The following is a 17,395-nucleotide window of genomic DNA, read 5'->3' as shown; positions in this document are numbered from 1 at the left end:
AACGATGTGCCTAAACGACGCCCGGCTCGTCGATCGTGAGGGTGCAGGCATCCCCGTCGAGGGTGGCCCGCACGCCCAGGGGCAGCGTCGCCTTGTACGTGCCGTGGCCGATTCCCAGACCGTAGACTACCGGAATCCCCAGTGGTTTCAGCCGGTCGATGAACACTTCCTCGATACTGAAACTGCCGTAAGGGAACGCGGGGTTGTGCGGCGCACTGCCGCACCCGGCGCATTCGCCGATCACGATGCCGGAGGCGCGGGCCAGCCGGCCCGACTGGAGCAGTTGCGTGAGCATCCGGTCGATCCGGTGGGGCTCTTCGCCCACGTCCTCGAAGAAAAGGATGGCGCCGTCGTAATCGAACTCGTAGGGCGTTCCCACCGCGGCCGCGAGCAACGAAAGCGTGCCCCCGATCAGCGGTCCGCTGGCCCGGCCGCCCTGTATGGTCTGCACCGGCGGCATGTCGTCGGGGTGTGGAATCTCACCGATGGGATCGGTTCCCGCAACCGCCTTCACGAAGGCATCCCGATTATACGGTTGAAACACGGGGCTCATGTCGGAAGAGACCATGGGACCCCAGAAGGTGACCAGTCCGGCATGCCGTTTAATCGCCCCGTGGAGGGCCGTGATGTCGCTGTAGCCGACAAATACCTTCGGATGGGCGCGGATGACGTCGTAATCCAGGTCGGGCAGCATGCGGACGGACCCGTATCCTCCGCGCAGGCATGCGATGCCCTTGATTTCCGGGTCGGCGAACATGGCCCGGAGATCGGCCAGGCGGTCGGCGTCCCTGCCGGCGAGGAATCCGTGCCGGTCCGAAAGGTGCGGGGCGGTCTCCGTGCGGAATCCGAGGGCTTCGATCGACCGGCGGCCGTTCTTCAGGGCACTCGGTAGGGCGGAGCGGCTGGCCGGTGCGACGATCCCGATGGTATCGCCCGGTTTCAATGCCGGCGGTTTCAGAATATCCATGCTAAATGAATATAGATTCGCGGGTATCGCCGTCAACTTCTTTGCCCGCCGGTTTGTGCGTGGTCGAATTCTGTTGTCAACCCGGTGTCCATCCGTATTTTTGGAGCGGATAGTTTGAATAAACCGGGCTAAATCGTGTATACATTCCTGATGTGCGTACGGACCTGAAAAACGCCGGATTCCGGAGCCTTGAAACCATGACGAAGAAGCGCTTTTCCCGCCGTTCGTTTATCGCCAGCACCGCGCAGGCGACCGGGGGCGTGATCACCCTCGGCGTGCTGTCCCGTACCGGCGCGCTGGATGCCCAGGAAGCGCCGCCCTTCGAACACGCGTGGCAGCACCTGGACGCGCACCAGGGACGTACCGTCGACGCGCTGACCCGGATGATCATGCCGTCCGACGACAACGGTCCGGGCGCGGCGGAAGCCCGGGTAGTCGTCTATATCGACCGGGCGCTGGGCGCACACCGGGCCGAATACAGGGAGACGTATGAATCGGGCCTGGCCGTCTTCGATCAGTACTGCCTGAATGCGCACGAAGCGCCTTTCCTGGAACTGGACGCCAGGACACAACGTCGGGCGCTGATGGGCATAGACCGACCGAGGTCTCCCGGGACCTGGCCGGAGGACGCCCCCATGGGCGCCCGGGACTTCCTGCGCATGGTGGTTACCCATACCATGGAGGGCATGTTCAGCGATCCGTCCTACGGGGGCAACTACCGCGAGACCGGCTGGAAGCTGATCCGGTTTCCGGGCAGGGCGCCGTTCGGCTACGATCCCCCCTTCAGCGAATTCGACATGACCATTCCGGAAATCGAATATCCCGAATGGAAACCTTACGACGGTCCCATGAAGAGCCGGATTATCGGCGAGGAGTAATTCCGAAGCCTCCATGTCCCTACCCAATCCCAACATACGACGGCCGGACGTAATCATCATCGGCACCGGTGCCGCGGGCGCGGTCCTGGCGAAGGAATTGAGTACGAAGGGGCTGCGCGTGGTCGCCATGGAAATGGGATCTTTTCTTAAGACCCGCCATTTCGACCAGGACGAGCTTCAGGCCATGCATCCAGCCAGCAACAATCCGGACCATCCCAACATCTACCGCCACGACCAGCCCAATACGTACCGGCAGTCGGCGGACGTGCAGGCCACCGAAGACCACGGGATCCACATGCATAGCACCGTCGGCGGAAGCACGCTCCACTACACCGGCATTTCATGGCGGCTTCACGAGAACGATTTCAAAGAGCGAAGCCTCTTCGGCGACCTGGACGGCGCCGACGTGCAGGACTGGCCCATCGACTACTGGGACCTGGAACATTACTACGAGAAGGCCGAGTACGAGATCGGTATTTCGGGCCTGGCCGGCGCCAATCCCTTCGATCCGCCGCGCCGCCGCCCCTATCCCATGCCCCCGGTGCCGCGGACCAGTTCGGGCGCCCTGTCCGACCTGGCCGCCCGGAAACTCGGCTGGCATTCCTACCCGGCGCCCCTGGCCATCAACTCCCGGGAATACGGCGGAAGATCGCCGGTCATGAATTGCGGATTCTGCGAAAGCTACGTCTGTACCATCCAGGCGCGGTCCAGCATGCTGGTCACCATGATTCCGCAGGCACTGCGTACGGGCAACTGCCAGATCCGGGCCGACGCCTGCGTGCGGGAGATCGTGGTCGACGAGGACGGCAGGGCGGAAGGGGTCATCTATTTGGACAAGGATCTGCGCGAGCACCGGCTGGAAGCCCGCGCGGTCATCGTGTGCTGCAACGGCGTCCATACTCCCCGCCTGCTACTCATGTCGAAATCCAATCTCTTCCCGGACGGCCTGGCCAACAGCAGCGGCAAGGTGGGCAAGCATCTGATGTTCAACTACTACCAGTCCGCGCGGGGTTTCTTCGAGAAGGACCTGAACGAGTACAAGGGCGTCATGGATACCCGGATCATACAGGATTTCTACGACCCGGACCCGGACAAGTATGGTTTCTTCGGCGGGGGCGTGCTCGAACCGCGGGGGGACGGCGAGACCATCTCTTTCGCCAACCTGAACATGCCGCGCCTGCGCAGGTGGGGCGCCCGGCGCAAGAAGTGGATCATGGACAACTACACCCGGTACATGGTCGCCCTCACCAGCATGCAGTCCATGTCCCAGGAGTCCAATACGATCGACCTCGACCCCGACGTCAACGACAAGTGGGGCCTGCCCGTCCCGCGCGTGACCTACAATGTGCATCCCAATGAACATAAACTCGGGGACTTCTTCCGCGAACGCGCCCGGGAACTGCTCGATGCAGCCGGCGCCCACGGGGTCGTGGCCTCACCGAACTTCGTACCCCGCGGCGACGCCCATCTCATGGGCACCTGCCGCATGGGCAACGATCCGGCGACGTCGGTGGTCAACAAGTTCAACCAGGCCCACGACGTGGACAACCTGTTCATCGTGGACGGATCGTCCTTCGTAACCAGCGGCAAGAGCAACCCGACGCTGACGATTCAGGCGCTGGCCTTCCGCTGCGCGGATTACATCGTCACCCAGATGGCAAGGCTCAATATCAGGTAGCGGGATCGGGCTTTTAAAACGTGTTTAAATCACTTTAACTGTGGAGGCAAGATCATGGGTTTCGCGAGTGTACTGAAGAACGGCTTTACGCGGCGGCGGTTCATGAAGGGTGCTCTTTTGGGTGCCGGCGCCGTGGCAACCGGCTCTGCGTGGGAGATCGCGCAGGCGATGGCGACCGGAAAGAAGGCCGGCGACGTCCGCGGATACGGCGTCGAGCCGGGCCGGGTAAATATAGGTTCCAATGAGAACCCCCTCGGCGCGTCCCCTCGTGCTGTGGCGGCCATCGCCGAGAACCTGCACAAAATCAACCGGTACGATTTCGGTGTGGACCTGCCCGTCCGCCTCAACAAGATGCACGACGTCCCGGGCGTAGAGGGTTTCGAACTGAGTTTTGAAGACATGCGGTCGTTCATGCGTTTTCGTGAGCTGAACCGGGTCATGGTCACGCCGGGTTCCGGTCCCATTCTTCAGGCGCTCGCTGTCATCGCCGCTGGGAACGGCGGGGAATGCATCGAGGCGGTACCGGGATATGGATCGGTCGCCCGGGGCTTTCAGAGTTTTCAGATGATGGGGAAAGACGTCAGTGTCGTCCGCGTGCCGACCACGGGTGATTTCGTGCATGATCTCGGCGCCATGAAAGCTGCCATCACCCCGACGACATCCCTGATCGTCGTCACCAATCCCAACAACCCCACCGGAACGATCGTGCCCTACGATCAACTCGTTTCCCTGGTGGATGCGGCGCCCGAGCAGGCCATCGTGCTCATCGACGAAGCCTATATCCACTTCGTTCGCGACCCGAACTACCAGGATGCCGTCAAACTCGCCCTGGAGCGGGAAAACGTGGTGGTCGCCCGTACCTTCTCCAAGATCTACGGCCTGGCCGGCATGCGCATCGGTTACGCCGTCGGCGGCCAGCGCATGATGAATATGCTGATGGCGCACATGGGATTCTTCGGCGGAGGGTTGAGCACGCTGGGCATGCACGCGGCGCTTGCGGCCATTGACGACGTTGAATTCGTCGACCGTACGCTGAAGGTCGTGAACGACGGCAAGGACTACCTGTCCGCCGAGTTCGACCGTCTGGGACTGGAATACACGCCGAGTCACGGCAATTACATGATCGTGAACGTCGGGCGGGACAGCCGCCGGATGTCCGGTGAACTGTTCAGGCGCGGCGTCATGGTTCGGGGTGGTTCCGGATACCGCACCCGGGAGGTCGATCTCCTCGCCAATCACCTGCGGGTGACCATCGGCAAGCCCGATGAACTCGAGGTCTTCGTGAATGAACTCGAGGACATTCTGGGAGGATCGGGTCAGGGCTAGCTGCGCGATCGGTTTCGAAATAAACAAGACCAAGCCCCTGGTGGTTCCTGCTGCCGGGGGCTTTGCCTGTTTGTGTGCCGCCGGGAATGGAACATCGTCTAGTACAAGAAGCGAGGCATTCCGAACCCAACGTCGACCAGCGGAGAGCGAAAACATGGTTTCGAACGATCGGGAAAACATACGGGCAGACCGGGTATCCGATTCAGGGAGACGTACATCCCATTTCGTGCGGGAAGCGCTGCTTCATCGCAAATACGCCATCGTCGCGGTGGTTGCCCTGATGCTCGCGGGGTCGGCCGTCATGCTGATCCAGCCTTTGTTCTTCAAGATGCTCTTCGACACGGCGATTCCGGAGTCCGATACGACGCTGGCGTGGAGACTGCTGGCGGCCATGGTCGCCACGCCCCTGGTGGCAATTGGTTTCACCTACTTCCAGGGACATCTGCGGGTCCGCATCGGAGCGTGGGTAACCCTTGCCCTGCGCAAGGCGGTCCTTGCCCATCTGTTGCATGTCAGGCTGGACGCCCTGGAAAGAGTTCCCAGGGGGAACATCGTTTTTCGCGTGACGAGAGATACCGGCAGGATTGGAGAGCTCTACATCGCACAGGAACTGCTCCCGGTCTTTTCAAGTTCGATCATGCTGACGGGAACGCTGGCCATGGTATTCCTGCTGAATGTCGAACTCGCGGTGATTTTCTGTGTCGCCCTGCCATCGACGTATCTCGCCACGCGATTCCTGTCCAGGTACTCGAAGGAGATGGACCGTCAATCGAACGAACAGAGCAAAGCCGCTGAGAGTTTTCTCTACGAGATGGTCAGCGCGTTTCGAACGATACGCCTGTTTAACGGGGAGGCCCATGCAAGGCGGAAAAGCGGAGGTCTGTTTGAAAGACACACCCGGCTTAAGATGCGGGGATCGGCTCTCCACGATCTGGTGCTCAATTTCCCAAACGAAGTAATCAACGGATTGGTCCTGGGCGCCCTTCTCGGTTATGGCGCTTTCCAGGTCATAGACGGGGAAATCACCATAGGCAGTCTCGTGGCCGTCATGGCCTACACGCCGCGAGCCTCAGCCGCGTTGCGGTCTGTGCTCATGACCTATACCGGTACGAAGCTCATCGACGTCTCCGTGAAGAGTCTCGACGGTCTGTTCGCACTTCCCCCGGAGGCCGGATTCGGCCGTGGACGCGAGCCCGAACGAATCGACCTCGAACCTCCGGTAATCGCGTTTTCCAACATATGGTTCAGTTATGATCGGGGATACGAGGTAAAGGATCTGTCATTTACGGTCAACGGGGGAGAGTTTGTCGGCATCGTGGGACCGAGCGGCGGCGGAAAGACCACGATCATCGACCTGCTGACTCGCATTCAGGAACCCGAAAGGGGGAGCATTTCGATCGGGGGAACGGATATCCGCGAAATGACGCTCACATCGCTCCGGTCGCGAATCGCCGTCGTACCTCAGGATGTCTTCATCTGGAACGATTCTCTGGCAGACAACATTGCCTACCCCAATGAGAAATACGATATGGAGGCGGTGGAGCAGTCCGCGCGTTCTTCTGCGCTGCACGCGTTCGTTGAGAAACAGCCGGAGGGGTACGCGACCACGACGGGTGAGGGTGGAGTCGCACTTTCCGGTGGCGAGAAGCAACGCATCGCCATGGCCCGGGTCCTCATGCGAACTTCGGCCGGGATACTGGTGCTGGACGAGGCCACTTCGGCCCTGGACGCCCTGGCGGAAGAGGAGATCCGCATCGCCGTCGAACAGGCGAGGGCCGGCCGAACCGTCCTGGTCATCGCCCACCGCCTGTCGACGATCCGGCACGCGGACCGCATCCTGGTCATCAGCGAAGGCCGGCTGGCCGAATCGGGCACGCCGAAGGAATTGGTGCAACAGGGTGGCCTGTTCGCAAGGATGTACGAGGCCCAGTCGCTGGATTTCGAGTAGAGATGCCGTCGCCAAGGTCTTTGCGTCATAAGACCGTCTCTACAGCGCCGGCGTCTTCCCTACAGCACCGGCGATTCGAGGAAGACCGTGACCCCCATGTCGGCGTATTGCTGTCGGTTCTCCGGCGCATAATTCCTGAAGCACACCATCGTTTCCGAATCCCCGAGTTGGTCGACCACGTGCCGGACGCAGTCGTCCACGTCCCGGAAAGGGTGTTGCGGGTGTGCTTCGATACTGTACATGAGGTCGTTCGGGCCAAAGGACAGGCAGTCCACGCCCGCCCTGGCCAGCCGCCGCGCACCGGTCACCGCCGGGATTGATTCGAGCTGCATCATCAGCACGCCGTAGTTGTTCCACCATGCGGCGTACTGCAGCCGGTCGTCCCCGACTTCGCTCACTTTGCGCCGCGCCCCGCCGCCCCAGCTTCGCATGCCCTGCTGAGGATAGTAGAAGAAGTCGATCGCTTCCTCGACCGTCGCTTCAGTTTCAACCTGGGGCACTTCGATCCCCGCGGGGCCGAGATCGAGCAGGTTGCCGACCAGGTAACTGTGATAGGTGTGCTTGATGCGGAACATGACGTCGGCGTCCAGTGTATCGGCCCGGTCGCAGAATTCCACCAGCCTGTCCTCGCTGAAGGCGCTGTGCTGTCCATCCACCCAGAGAAAATCGAACTGTCCGGATTCGACGATCTTTTTCAACTGGTCCAGCGTATGGTCCATGCCCACATTGGCGCCAATGATCTGCTCGCCCGTGCCGATGCGCTGTTTCAGGTTGCGCTCCGCCATTTGCTTCTCCTGTCTTGATTGCCTGCCATTCATTAGAGTGTATTAGAGTGAATTCATTGGAGTATTAAGGTTCTGTGGACCTGCCTGTCCCGTCTGAACCGTCCTTGCACGGTCCGGGCAACCACGATTATAATGTGCGATGTCCCTTTTCGATAGCCCAATTTGCGGATATGGACATTCATCTGCCCATTTCGCAGTTGCCGAGCCTTCCGGCCGGTCTATCTTGACATCAGACCGCCATCCCCGAGTTCAGGCTGAACATCCCCGGCGTTCAGGCTGGGCAGGCCCGGTACCCAGTCCGCCATGACCGCATTGGAGGAACCCGATGTATCTGCACGACGTCGTAAACTGGACCGATTTCGATGATGAAACGCTCAGTTTCTATCGCGCGATAAGCGTGGACATGATCCAGCTGGACCTCAGGACGGGGGGAGCATCCGAGGCCGAACGGCACGTGAGGGCCGGCAAGGAGAGCACGGAACTGTTCGAACGGGCCCGGGAGAAGTCAGAGTCCCACGGATTGAAGCTGCAGACCGTCTTCATGCCGGTCCTGGAGGGGATCACCCTGGCCACAGGGGACCGGGACGAGGAACTGGGCGCCTTCCTGCAGCTCATCGAAAGCCTGGGGAAGGCGGGGATACCGACCCTGGCCTGGAATTTCAAGCCGATGGGCAATTTCCGGACCACCTCCGACATCGGGCGCGGCGGCGCGGTGTACAGCACCTTCGACTATGCCGAATTCAACCGGAACCGTCCTCCGCCCCACGAACCGCCCGTCTCCGAGACCGTGATGTGGGACAACATGGTCTCCTTCATGGGCGCCGCGGTCCCGGCCGCCGAGAAGGCCGGCGTCGACCTGGCGCTTCACCCGGACGACCCGCCCATTCCCGAACCACTGGGCGGCGTCGCGCAGATCTGTTCCACGCTGGAGCAGTTCGGACGCATCTTCGACGCGGTGCCCAGCGATCATCACCGGATGCTCTTCTGCCAGGGCTGCATGACCGAACTGGCTGGTCCTCAGCGGGTTTACGATATCATTGCCGAGATGGCCTCCCGGAACAAGATCGCCCTGGTCCACTTCCGGAACGTACGGGGTCAATTACCGAGGTTCGCCGAAGTCTTCATCGACGAAGGCGAAGTGGATATGCGCCGGGCCATGGAAACCTACCGCGATAACGGGTACTTCGGACCCTTCGGCATGGACCACACGCCGGGGTTTCCCCAGGCACGGGCCGGATGGGCGGGCAGGGCCTTTGCGAACGGCTACATCCGCGCCACGATCCAGACGGTCTACGGCCGGTAGGCAAACGACCCGACCACAGGGAGACAAATCGAACATGCGAATCACCCATTTTGAAATCCTTCGCGTTCCACCGAGCTGGGTGTGGCTGAAGATTCACACGGACACCGAGTTGTTCGGCTGGGGCGAGCCCTACCTGGAAAACCACCCCGAAAGCGTCATTGCCGAGGTGCGGCGCCTGGAGCCGCTGCTCGTCGGGAAGGACCCCTGCCGCGTCGAATCGCTCTGGCATACCATGTACGAGGGCGGTTCCGGCTACGTTGGCGGTCCGGTGAAGATGAGCGCAATCAGCGGGATCGACATGGCGCTATGGGATCTCGCGGGCAAGGCCGCGGGACTGCCGGTCCACGGCATGCTTGGCGGGGCCTGCCGCGACCGGATTAGAATGTACCGCGCGGTCGGCGGCCAGTTGCCCTGGTGCGTGGAACCCGGACAGCCCTACGATGCAGGTTGGGATCCCTCCCTGGAACCGGATTGGAATTTCCCGGAGGGCCACGAGGAAGCGGCCCGGGTCATCGTCGAAGAATGGGGCTTCCGGTGTATGAAACTGCACGTGGGCATGGGCACCGGGCTGGAGCCTACCGCCGAAGTCGACCGGATCGCCGAAGCCTACGCCGCCGTGCGGAAGGGCGCCGGTCCCGATGTGGAGGTGGCCGTGGACATCCACAATCCCCACCCCGTGATGGCCAAGCAGATGATCTCCGCCCTCACGCCCCATCGTCCGCTGTTCATCGAGGAACCCATGCCCGTGGAACGGGTCGACGTGCTCGCGGACATCGCGCGCAACAGCGAAGTCCCCATCGCTGCAGGGGAACGGTGGATGGGCAAGTGGATCTTCTACGATGCCCTGCGCAAGAACGCCCTGTCCGTGATGCAGCCGGACCTGTGCCACGCCGGCGGCATCACCGAGTGCCACAAGATCGCGGTGATGGGTGAAAGCGCCTACGCGAAACTCGCCCTGCACTGCCCGTTGAGCCCCCTGGCCCTGGCCGCGTCCATCCAGATCGACGCCTGCGCGTCGAATTTCCTCGTCCAGGAACACAACGAGGTGAACTGCTGGCGGGAGGGGGGAAGGACGTTCATCGGCAAGGGCTACTTCGCCGAGCCTTTTATGCTTGATGAGGGAGGTTGCGTGGCGGTGCCCCAGGGACCGGGACTCGGTGTGGACATCGATCCGGAGGGTTTCGAACAGATCATGGCCCGGCCGTGGCGGGATGTGCGGGGCTGATACAATAAAACGCGCACCCGCGTTTAACGTGCCGTCTTGAGTGCATCATCGTCTGCTAAACGCCCACCCGCGCCCACCTTGCGGTCTTGACGGCATCATCGCCGGCGTAGTAGACGACGAAGATCTCGTTGCCGGGCAGCCGCACCATCCGGGGGTGCCCGAAACGCCAGCGTTCCATGTCGCCCCACAGTTCCGACTGGGTTCGCCCGCCCCCGGCGCCGGATTCCGTGCCAACGGTGCTGTCGTAGACCAGGAGATCCCGCTCGCGATCCCAGTGCTCCCCGAAATCTTCACTGATGGACAGCACGATGCCCGGAGGATCCCGCCGCCGCGAATAGACGGCCAACAGCCGGTCGCCGCCCAGGGACAGCGGCTGGCAGTGCTGGCCGGGAAGGCCGGTACTCCGAGGGATGGTCCACGACCTTCCATCCGAGGTTCCGTAAGCGATATGGATATCGATGTCCGACCCCATCCTGAAATCATGGGTCCAGAACGTGGCGGCGAGGCGCCCGTCAACAGAGTGGATGGCCAGCCGCTGGTCCCAGTAGGCCAGCGCGTTGTCCGGATGCCGTGCCACGGTGACGAACTCCGGCCAGGTCCGGCCTCCGTCCCGGGAGAAGCGCAGCCGCGCCGCGGGCCGGCCGGGTGTCGGGTCCTCGTATTCCTTCCACTGTTCGTAGGGCTGTGCAAGGACGCCGCCGGGCAATTGGATGACGGCATGCGAACAGGGTGAAGTGGCGAGGTGGGGCGAGGTGTCCATGGGCCGCGGCGGGCTCCAGGTGCAGCCGTCGTCCGCCGACTCGACGTGCAGGATGCGCATGGGCAGCAGGCCCTGCGTTACCGGGTGGATGAAGGGAAGATCCGGGTCGGAACGGTCGACCCACAGGGCCGTGGCCGTGAGTCTGCCCGGTAAAAGCTCCGTACTGGTCAGCCCCTTCATTTCGCCCGGTGTGCCGCCCCAGGATCCCTTCCCGTATCCGTCATAACGAAGTTCCCAGGTCCGGCCGCAATCCGGCGACGCCCATATGCAGGCGTGCCCGTCCACCGAATCGCGTGCCGACCCCCACCGTCCCGACACGAGCAACGTGCCTTCTTGCAGCCGGTTGATGGTGGTGAAGGCACAGATACTGCGGTAATCGGGGATTGGATGGCCGTCGCAGACCGTGCCGCAATCCAGGACTCGCACGCAAGTCTCCAGAACCGTAACCCACTCGTGAACAAGTCGTTACGCGTTTTTGGTCCAGTGGTGGATCAGGCTGGATTCATCGTAAGATACGACCTTGCAGGCGACGTCCGAAGCACGGAACATCTCCCACTGCCGGTCCGGCGTCCCCGCTGTGTAGTAGGCCGTGACCAGCCGGCCGTCTTCGAGGCGGGCCGTGGAGGGATAGCCGATGTCGCCGCCGGGCAGGGTATCGTCGAGCACCAGTCTTTGGTCGTCCCAGGTCGTCCCGCCGTCCCGGCTTATCAGACCCTCCACGCCGAAGGGCGGATGCCGGCGCCCGAAGACGAGCAGCAGCCAGCCGTTGGACAACAGGGTGAGGTCCGGCGGGTGTTCCTTTGCGTCCGTGACCCGGCCGATCCCGCGCCAGGTGTACCCGCCGTCCTCCGACACGCAGGAATACAGCGCCTGCTCCGCGCGTTCCTCGGATCGGGCGACGAACAGCCAGCGGCCGTCCGGCAGGATGGCTGCGTCCGATTCGTTCAGTCCCAGCGCCACCAGGGTCGGTTCCCCCCATGAACGGCCGTTGTCCGTCGACCGTAGTATGTACGTCGGCGTCGTCGCGGGGCCGACCCTGACCGTGCCCTCGCCAGGCTCGCAACACGGCGAACCGCCGTAGATCAGCATGTGCATGACGCCGCTGGCGGTGAAGATCTTGCCGAAGGGCGAGGCACCGTTGATCGGGGTGTAATCGATGAGTTCGTCGCCGTTCCAGGTCCGGCCGCCGTCCGTGGAGAAAACGACCCGGGTATCGGCCCGGCCCATTTCCGGTTTCCAGGCCCCCTTTTCGTCATAGGAGCCTTGCCAGTGGTAGGCGAGCACCAGCGTTCCGTCCGGCGCCAGGCCGAGTGCGGGGTTGCGGTCGTCTCGTTCGCTGTCGGCTACCGTCACAGGCGCGGACCAGGTCAGCCCTCCGTCTGTGGAGCGTCCCACGTCCAGCCGTCCGCCCAGGCCCATGTGCGCGGCGCCGCCGCGGTAGGCCATGAGCAATTCATCGCCGTCCAGGCGGGTAATGACCGGAAAATAACCCTGTCCCGCCACCGCGTCGACGGTCCGGGTACCGGGGAGTAGGCGTACATCGAGTTTATCGGGCATGGATGTTTTGCTTCCTTCGTTTGAGCGTTCGGTCGGTAAAGCGGATTCGGCAAAGCGGATTCGGAACCGACGGTAACGCCGGCTGCCATCGATGTCAAGGAGATCGAGCAGGTAATGGCGGCGTCACTCCTTGAGCGCCCGGCACGGTTCAGCACTGCAGAATACGCACGCGACAATCGCTTCGATACGCACCGGATTTAATACTTGACATAAAAGTCAGGTTTGCTATATTCACATAGGCAATTTGACGTCAAATCAGCCCGCGAAGGAGACGTTTTCATGAAAGTGACCGCCCAGGAAGAATACGGCCTCCGGTGCATTCTGCAGCTGGCGCGATACCATTCCCGCGACCCGGTTACGGGACGGCAGATTGCCGAGTCGGAAGGCATTTCCCTGGACTACGTATCCAAGCTGCTGATGATCCTCAGGCGGGCGGAACTCGTCCGAAGCGTGCGGGGGATCCGGGGAGGTTACGCGCTGGCCAGGGAACCGCGAAGCATAACGCTGGGCGAAGTCATGCGCGCCCTGAGTTCGGAAGAGGGGATCGTGATTACCAGCCCGGACAGCCACATGTGCGATCATTTCTCTGGCCACCTGGAGGCGTGCGCGCACCTGAACGCCTGCGCCATCCGGCCGGTGTGGACGGTCCTGGCCCGGTACATGTCCGGCGTGCTTGATCACATTACCCTCATGGACCTGCTGCAGACCGAACACCGGGTCCTCGAGGTGGTGGAGCAGGTCTCCCAGGATACCATGCGGGACCAGGCGATGGGCGGCACGATCCAGATAGGCCGTTAGCACGGCAGGTTCAGTAAGACAGGTTATAATCGTTTCAAGGAGACGTAATGGAAGCCATCGAAACGCTGGCCCAGCAGGAATACAAAGAGGGCTGGGTGACCGACATCGAGATGGAAACGGCGCCGCCGGGGCTCAACGAGGATATCATCCGGTTCATATCCGCCAAGAAGAAAGAGCCCGAGTTTCTGTTGGAATGGCGCTTGAAGGCCTACCGGCACTGGCTCACGATGAAGGAGCCCAACTGGCAGTACATGACCTATTCGCCGGTCGATTACCAGGATATCGTCTACTATGCCGCACCGAAGAACACGCCGCAGTACAACAGCCTCGACGAGGTGGATCCCGAACTGCTGGCGACCTACGACAAACTCGGCATCCCGCTGGAAGAGCAGAAGGTGCTCGCGGGCGTGGCCGTGGACGCGGTCTTCGATAGCGTATCGGTCCACACGACCTTCAAGGACAAGCTGGCCGAACTGGGCATCATCTTCTGTTCCTTTTCCGAGGCGGCGCAGGAGCATCCCGACCTGGTAGAGAAGTACCTGGGCACCGTGGTGCCTTACCGCGACAACTACTTCGCGACGATGAACTCGGCCGTCTTCAGCGACGGTTCCTTCTGCTACATCCCGCCCGGCGTCCGGTGTCCCATGGAACTCTCCACCTACTTCCGCATCAACACAGCCGGAACCGGCCAGTTCGAGCGCACCCTGATCGTCGCCGACGAGGGTTCCTACGTGAGCTACCTGGAAGGCTGCACCGCGCCCATGCGGGACGAGAACCAGCTGCATGCCGCGGTCGTGGAACTGGTCGCCCTGAAAGACGCACAGATCAAGTATTCCACGGTGCAGAACTGGTATCCGGGCGACGAACAGGGCAAGGGCGGCGTCTACAACTTCGTGACCAAGCGCGGGGCCTGCAAGGGGGATAACAGCAAGATCTCCTGGACCCAGGTGGAAACGGGATCGGCCATCACGTGGAAGTATCCAAGCGTGATCCTGCAGGGCGACCATTCCATCGGAGAGTTCTATTCCGTGGCGCTGACCCGCAACAAGCAGGTGGCCGACACGGGGACCAAGATGATCCACGTGGGGAAGAACTCGCGCAGCACCGTGGTCTCCAAGGGGATATCCGCGGGCAACGGGCAGAATGTCTACCGGGGACGGATCCAGGTCCTGAAGAAGGCGGACGAGGCGCGGAACTACACGCAGTGCGATTCGATGCTGATCGGCGACCGCTGCGGCGCCCATACCTTTCCCTATATCGACGTGGGAAACAACTCGGCGAACGTGGAACACGAAGCGTCGACGGCCCGGATCAGCGAGGACCAGCTCTTCTACTGCAAGACCCGGGGCATATCCACTGAAGACGCCATTTCCATGATCATCAACGGGTTCTGCAAGGAAGTCTTCCAGGAACTTCCGATGGAATTCGCCGTGGAGGCGAAGAAGCTGCTCGGGATCAGCCTGGAAGGCAGCGTGGGTTGACAAGGACGGGCGGACAGGCTTAAGGACGGCCATGCCCAAGGACGGCCATATCCAGGTCGGCCAGGCCCAAAACCGCGGATCACAAGAGGAGAGAGCAAGCGAGATGGCATTACTCGAAATCAGGAATCTACGCGGCGGGATCAAGGACCAGGACATCATCAACGGGATCGACCTGACCGTAGACCGGGGGGAGGTCCATGCGATCATGGGACCCAACGGCTCCGGGAAGAGCACGCTGGGAAAGATCCTGGCCGGCCACGAGGAATACGAAGAAACCGGCGGCACGGTACGGTTCCAGGACAAGGATCTCTTCGAGCTCACCCCCGAGGAACGGGCCAACGAGGGCATGTTCCTGGCTTTTCAGTATCCGGTGGAGATCCCCGGCGTCAGCAACGCCTACTTCCTCCGGGCGGCGATGAACGAGCGCTTGAAGTACCGTGGCGAGCCCGAGATAAGCGCCGGCGCGTTCCGGCGGCTTTTGAACGAGAAGATGAAGCAGGTCGACATGGACCCCGAACTGGCCCGGCGCCCGGTGAACGAGGACTTCTCCGGCGGCGAGAAGAAACGCAACGAGATCTTCCACATGGCCGTGCTCGAACCGACCCTCTCCATTCTGGACGAGACCGATTCCGGGTTGGACATCGATGCCATGCGCATCGTGGCCCACGGGATCAACCAGCAGCGCACCGCGGACAACGCGATGATCGTCATCACCCACTACCAGCGGCTGCTGGACTACGTCGTGCCGGACTACGTCCATGTCATGTACCAGGGCCGGATCGTGAAGTCGGGCAGGAAAGAACTGGCCTTCGAGCTGGAAGAAAAGGGCTACGAGTGGATACGGGAAGAAGTGGAAGCCGCGGGTTGAATTCATCCAGGGAGCATGGAACAACGAAATGACGGAATCACTGAAGCAGGCGACGACCAGTAGATACACCACGTTTTACGACGCTTACGACCGCATCCGGTCCCTGGATGCGCCGCTCTGGCTGCACCGGATCCGTTCGGACGCCATGAAGCGCTTCCGGGAACTCGGCATGCCGGTCGCCCGCGAGCTTTCCTTTCCGCTCAAGGAAGACTGGATATACACCGATCTCCGGCAGATCGCGGATACCTCCTACCAGGCCGCACCAGGCGGACCAGGCCGGCCAGGCGGACCAGCGGAAGCGAAGCTGGACGAGGAAGCGCTCGCGCCTTACGAGTTCGGCCAGGACGGCTGGCATCGGCTGGTATTCGTAAACGGCGTGCACGCACCCGCGTTGTCGCACGGACCGGACTTGCCCCGGGGCGTCGTGGCAAGCAGCCTTGCCGATGCCCTCGTGGAGCATCCGGAGCTTGTCCATCCGCACCTCGCGCGCTATGCCGATTACGAAGGCGCCGGGCTGACGGCATTGAACACGGCACTGATCGAAAACGGCCTGTTCGTCCACGTACCGCGCGGGGGAGCGCTGGAAACCCCGGTGCACGTGCACTACGTAACGACCGGGCAAGACGCGCCCCTGGCCACACAGCCGCGAACGCTCATCGCGGCGGGCGACGGGGCAAGCCTCAAGGTGGTCGAGAGTTACTCCGGCATGACGGATCAGGCCTACCTTACCAACGCCGTAACGGAGATCTCCGTGGGGCGGGACGGCAACGTGGAACACTACCGGATCAACCGGGAAGGCGAAGGAGCCGCCCATCTGTCCACCACCCAGCTTCACCTGGAGGGGAACGGCCGGATCTCCACCTTCAATATGAGCATGGGCGGCGCGTTGACCCGGAACGATACGAACGCCCGGCTCGCGGGCGAGCACGCGGTGGTGCGCATGAACGGGTTGTTCCTGGTCGCGGGCAACCAGCATGTGGACAACCACACCGCCATCGATCACGCCATGCCGAACTGCGACAGCTACGAGGTGTACAAGGGCATCCTCGAGGGCCGGTCCCGCGGCGTCTTCAACGGCAAGGTATTCGTGCACCAGGATGCCCAGGAAACGGACGCCAAGCAGCTGAACAAGAACCTGATGCTCTCGTCAGACGCGATGATACACACCAAGCCGCAGCTCGAGATCTACGCGGACCAGGTGAAATGCACCCACGGCGCTACCGTGGGCCAGCTCGACGAGGACCAGATCTTCTACCTGCGGACCCGCGGCCTGTCTCATGACAGCGCATGCCACCTCCTTACCTACGGGTTCGCGGCCGACCTGATCCGGCGGCTCGGGATCGAGGCCGTCCGTACCTCGCTGGATACGCTGTTCGAAACCACCATCCGGGATCTTTCGACGGCCCGGGGCCGGACGGAAAGATAGCCGATACCTTACACGCGCACAGGGGCTGACGAATGGATACGGATGTTGTTAAAGAACGGATTGTGGACGTATTGAAGACGTGCTACGACCCCGAGATCCCGGTCAACATCTACGAAATGGGACTCATCTATGAAATCGACGTGCGGCAGGATGGCATGACCAACATCAAGATGACGCTCACATCGCCGAACTGCCCGGCCGCCCAGTCGCTGCCCGCCGAGGTGGAAACCAAGGTCAAGGAACTGGACGAAGTGTCGGACGCCCTGATCGAGATCGTCTGGGAGCCGCCCTGGCATATCGACATGATGACCGAGGACGCCAAGCTCGAACTCGGCATAGACTACTGATCGCAGACGGCTATCGCATGCAGCCGTCGCCATAGCCATTGCAAATGG

15 protein-coding genes are annotated in these 17,395 nt (G+C 62.1%); 11 read left to right on the top strand and 4 right to left on the bottom strand.

The window, feature by feature from the left end:
* Positions 1 to 10: 10 nt before the first annotated feature.
* Positions 11 to 967, bottom strand: a complete 957-nt coding sequence (locus F4Y38_15455; GenBank protein ID MXY50675.1) for an LD-carboxypeptidase — start codon at positions 965 to 967, stop codon at positions 11 to 13.
* 197 nt (positions 968 to 1,164) lie between these two features.
* On the opposite strand from F4Y38_15455, the gene F4Y38_15450 reads away from it, so the two are divergent.
* The 4 genes from F4Y38_15450 to F4Y38_15435 are packed head-to-tail and all read left to right on the top strand — an operon-like array spanning position 1,165 to position 6,797.
* Entirely contained in the window at positions 1,165 to 1,845 is a 681-nt protein-coding gene (locus F4Y38_15450) for a gluconate 2-dehydrogenase subunit 3 family protein (protein ID MXY50674.1), read from the top strand.
* Between the two features lie 13 nt (positions 1,846 to 1,858).
* Positions 1,859 to 3,523 carry a GMC family oxidoreductase gene (locus tag F4Y38_15445; GenBank protein MXY50673.1) on the top strand — a complete coding sequence of 555 codons (1,665 nt, stop codon included), beginning with the start codon at positions 1,859 to 1,861 and terminating at the stop codon, positions 3,521 to 3,523.
* Between the two features lie 54 nt (positions 3,524 to 3,577).
* Complete coding sequence (locus F4Y38_15440; protein MXY50672.1) at positions 3,578 to 4,849, top strand: aminotransferase class I/II-fold pyridoxal phosphate-dependent enzyme; 1,272 nt, start codon at positions 3,578 to 3,580, stop codon at positions 4,847 to 4,849.
* On the top strand, positions 4,809 to 6,797 hold the full coding sequence (locus F4Y38_15435) for an ABC transporter ATP-binding protein (protein MXY50671.1): 1,989 nt from the start codon (positions 4,809 to 4,811) through the stop codon (positions 6,795 to 6,797). Before F4Y38_15440 ends, F4Y38_15435 begins: the two co-directional genes overlap by 41 nt.
* Positions 6,798 to 6,856: 59 nt before the next feature.
* Here F4Y38_15435 and F4Y38_15430 read toward each other — a convergent pair whose 3' ends face one another.
* Positions 6,857 to 7,582 (bottom strand): hypothetical protein, encoded by a 726-nt coding sequence (locus F4Y38_15430; GenBank protein MXY50670.1) that lies wholly within the window; start codon positions 7,580 to 7,582, stop codon positions 6,857 to 6,859.
* A 325-nt stretch (positions 7,583 to 7,907) separates the two neighbouring features.
* Between F4Y38_15430 and F4Y38_15425 the strand changes: the two genes are divergently transcribed.
* Positions 7,908 to 8,885, top strand: coding sequence for a TIM barrel protein (locus tag F4Y38_15425; GenBank protein MXY50669.1), 978 nt, complete (start codon positions 7,908 to 7,910; stop codon positions 8,883 to 8,885).
* A 34-nt stretch (positions 8,886 to 8,919) separates the two neighbouring features.
* Positions 8,920 to 10,110 carry a D-galactonate dehydratase gene (locus F4Y38_15420; protein ID MXY50668.1) on the top strand — a complete coding sequence of 397 codons (1,191 nt, stop codon included), beginning with the start codon at positions 8,920 to 8,922 and terminating at the stop codon, positions 10,108 to 10,110.
* A 55-nt stretch (positions 10,111 to 10,165) separates the two neighbouring features.
* On the opposite strand, the gene F4Y38_15415 is transcribed toward F4Y38_15420, so the two are convergent.
* Both F4Y38_15415 and F4Y38_15410 read right to left on the bottom strand, forming a co-directional pair.
* Positions 10,166 to 11,296 (bottom strand): hypothetical protein, encoded by a 1,131-nt coding sequence (locus F4Y38_15415; protein MXY50667.1) that lies wholly within the window; start codon positions 11,294 to 11,296, stop codon positions 10,166 to 10,168.
* Between the two features lie 39 nt (positions 11,297 to 11,335).
* Positions 11,336 to 12,427, bottom strand: coding sequence for an exo-alpha-sialidase (locus F4Y38_15410; GenBank protein ID MXY50666.1), 1,092 nt, complete (start codon positions 12,425 to 12,427; stop codon positions 11,336 to 11,338).
* A gap of 279 nt (positions 12,428 to 12,706) precedes the next feature.
* On the opposite strand from F4Y38_15410, the gene F4Y38_15405 reads away from it, so the two are divergent.
* From F4Y38_15405 to F4Y38_15385, 5 genes are all read left to right on the top strand, one after another.
* Positions 12,707 to 13,225: an Rrf2 family transcriptional regulator gene (locus F4Y38_15405; GenBank protein MXY50665.1), complete on the top strand. Its 519-nt coding sequence runs from the start codon at positions 12,707 to 12,709 to the stop codon at positions 13,223 to 13,225.
* Positions 13,226 to 13,272: 47 nt separating this feature from the next.
* Entirely contained in the window at positions 13,273 to 14,706 is a 1,434-nt protein-coding gene (gene sufB, locus F4Y38_15400) for a Fe-S cluster assembly protein SufB (protein MXY50664.1), read from the top strand.
* A gap of 103 nt (positions 14,707 to 14,809) precedes the next feature.
* Complete coding sequence (gene sufC, locus F4Y38_15395) at positions 14,810 to 15,574, top strand: Fe-S cluster assembly ATPase SufC (protein ID MXY50663.1); 765 nt, start codon at positions 14,810 to 14,812, stop codon at positions 15,572 to 15,574.
* Between the two features lie 28 nt (positions 15,575 to 15,602).
* Complete coding sequence (sufD, locus tag F4Y38_15390) at positions 15,603 to 17,000, top strand: Fe-S cluster assembly protein SufD (protein ID MXY50662.1); 1,398 nt, start codon at positions 15,603 to 15,605, stop codon at positions 16,998 to 17,000.
* Positions 17,001 to 17,032: 32 nt separating this feature from the next.
* Positions 17,033 to 17,347, top strand: a complete 315-nt coding sequence (locus F4Y38_15385; protein ID MXY50661.1) for a DUF59 domain-containing protein — start codon at positions 17,033 to 17,035, stop codon at positions 17,345 to 17,347.
* Positions 17,348 to 17,395 lie beyond the last annotated feature (48 nt).

Source organism: Gemmatimonadota bacterium (assembly GCA_009838645.1).
Taxonomy (GTDB): Bacteria; JAAXHH01; JAAXHH01; order JAAXHH01; family JAAXHH01; genus JAAXHH01.
Note: the sequence above shows the minus strand (reverse complement) of the source record. Positions and strands in the feature narration are given on the sequence as shown.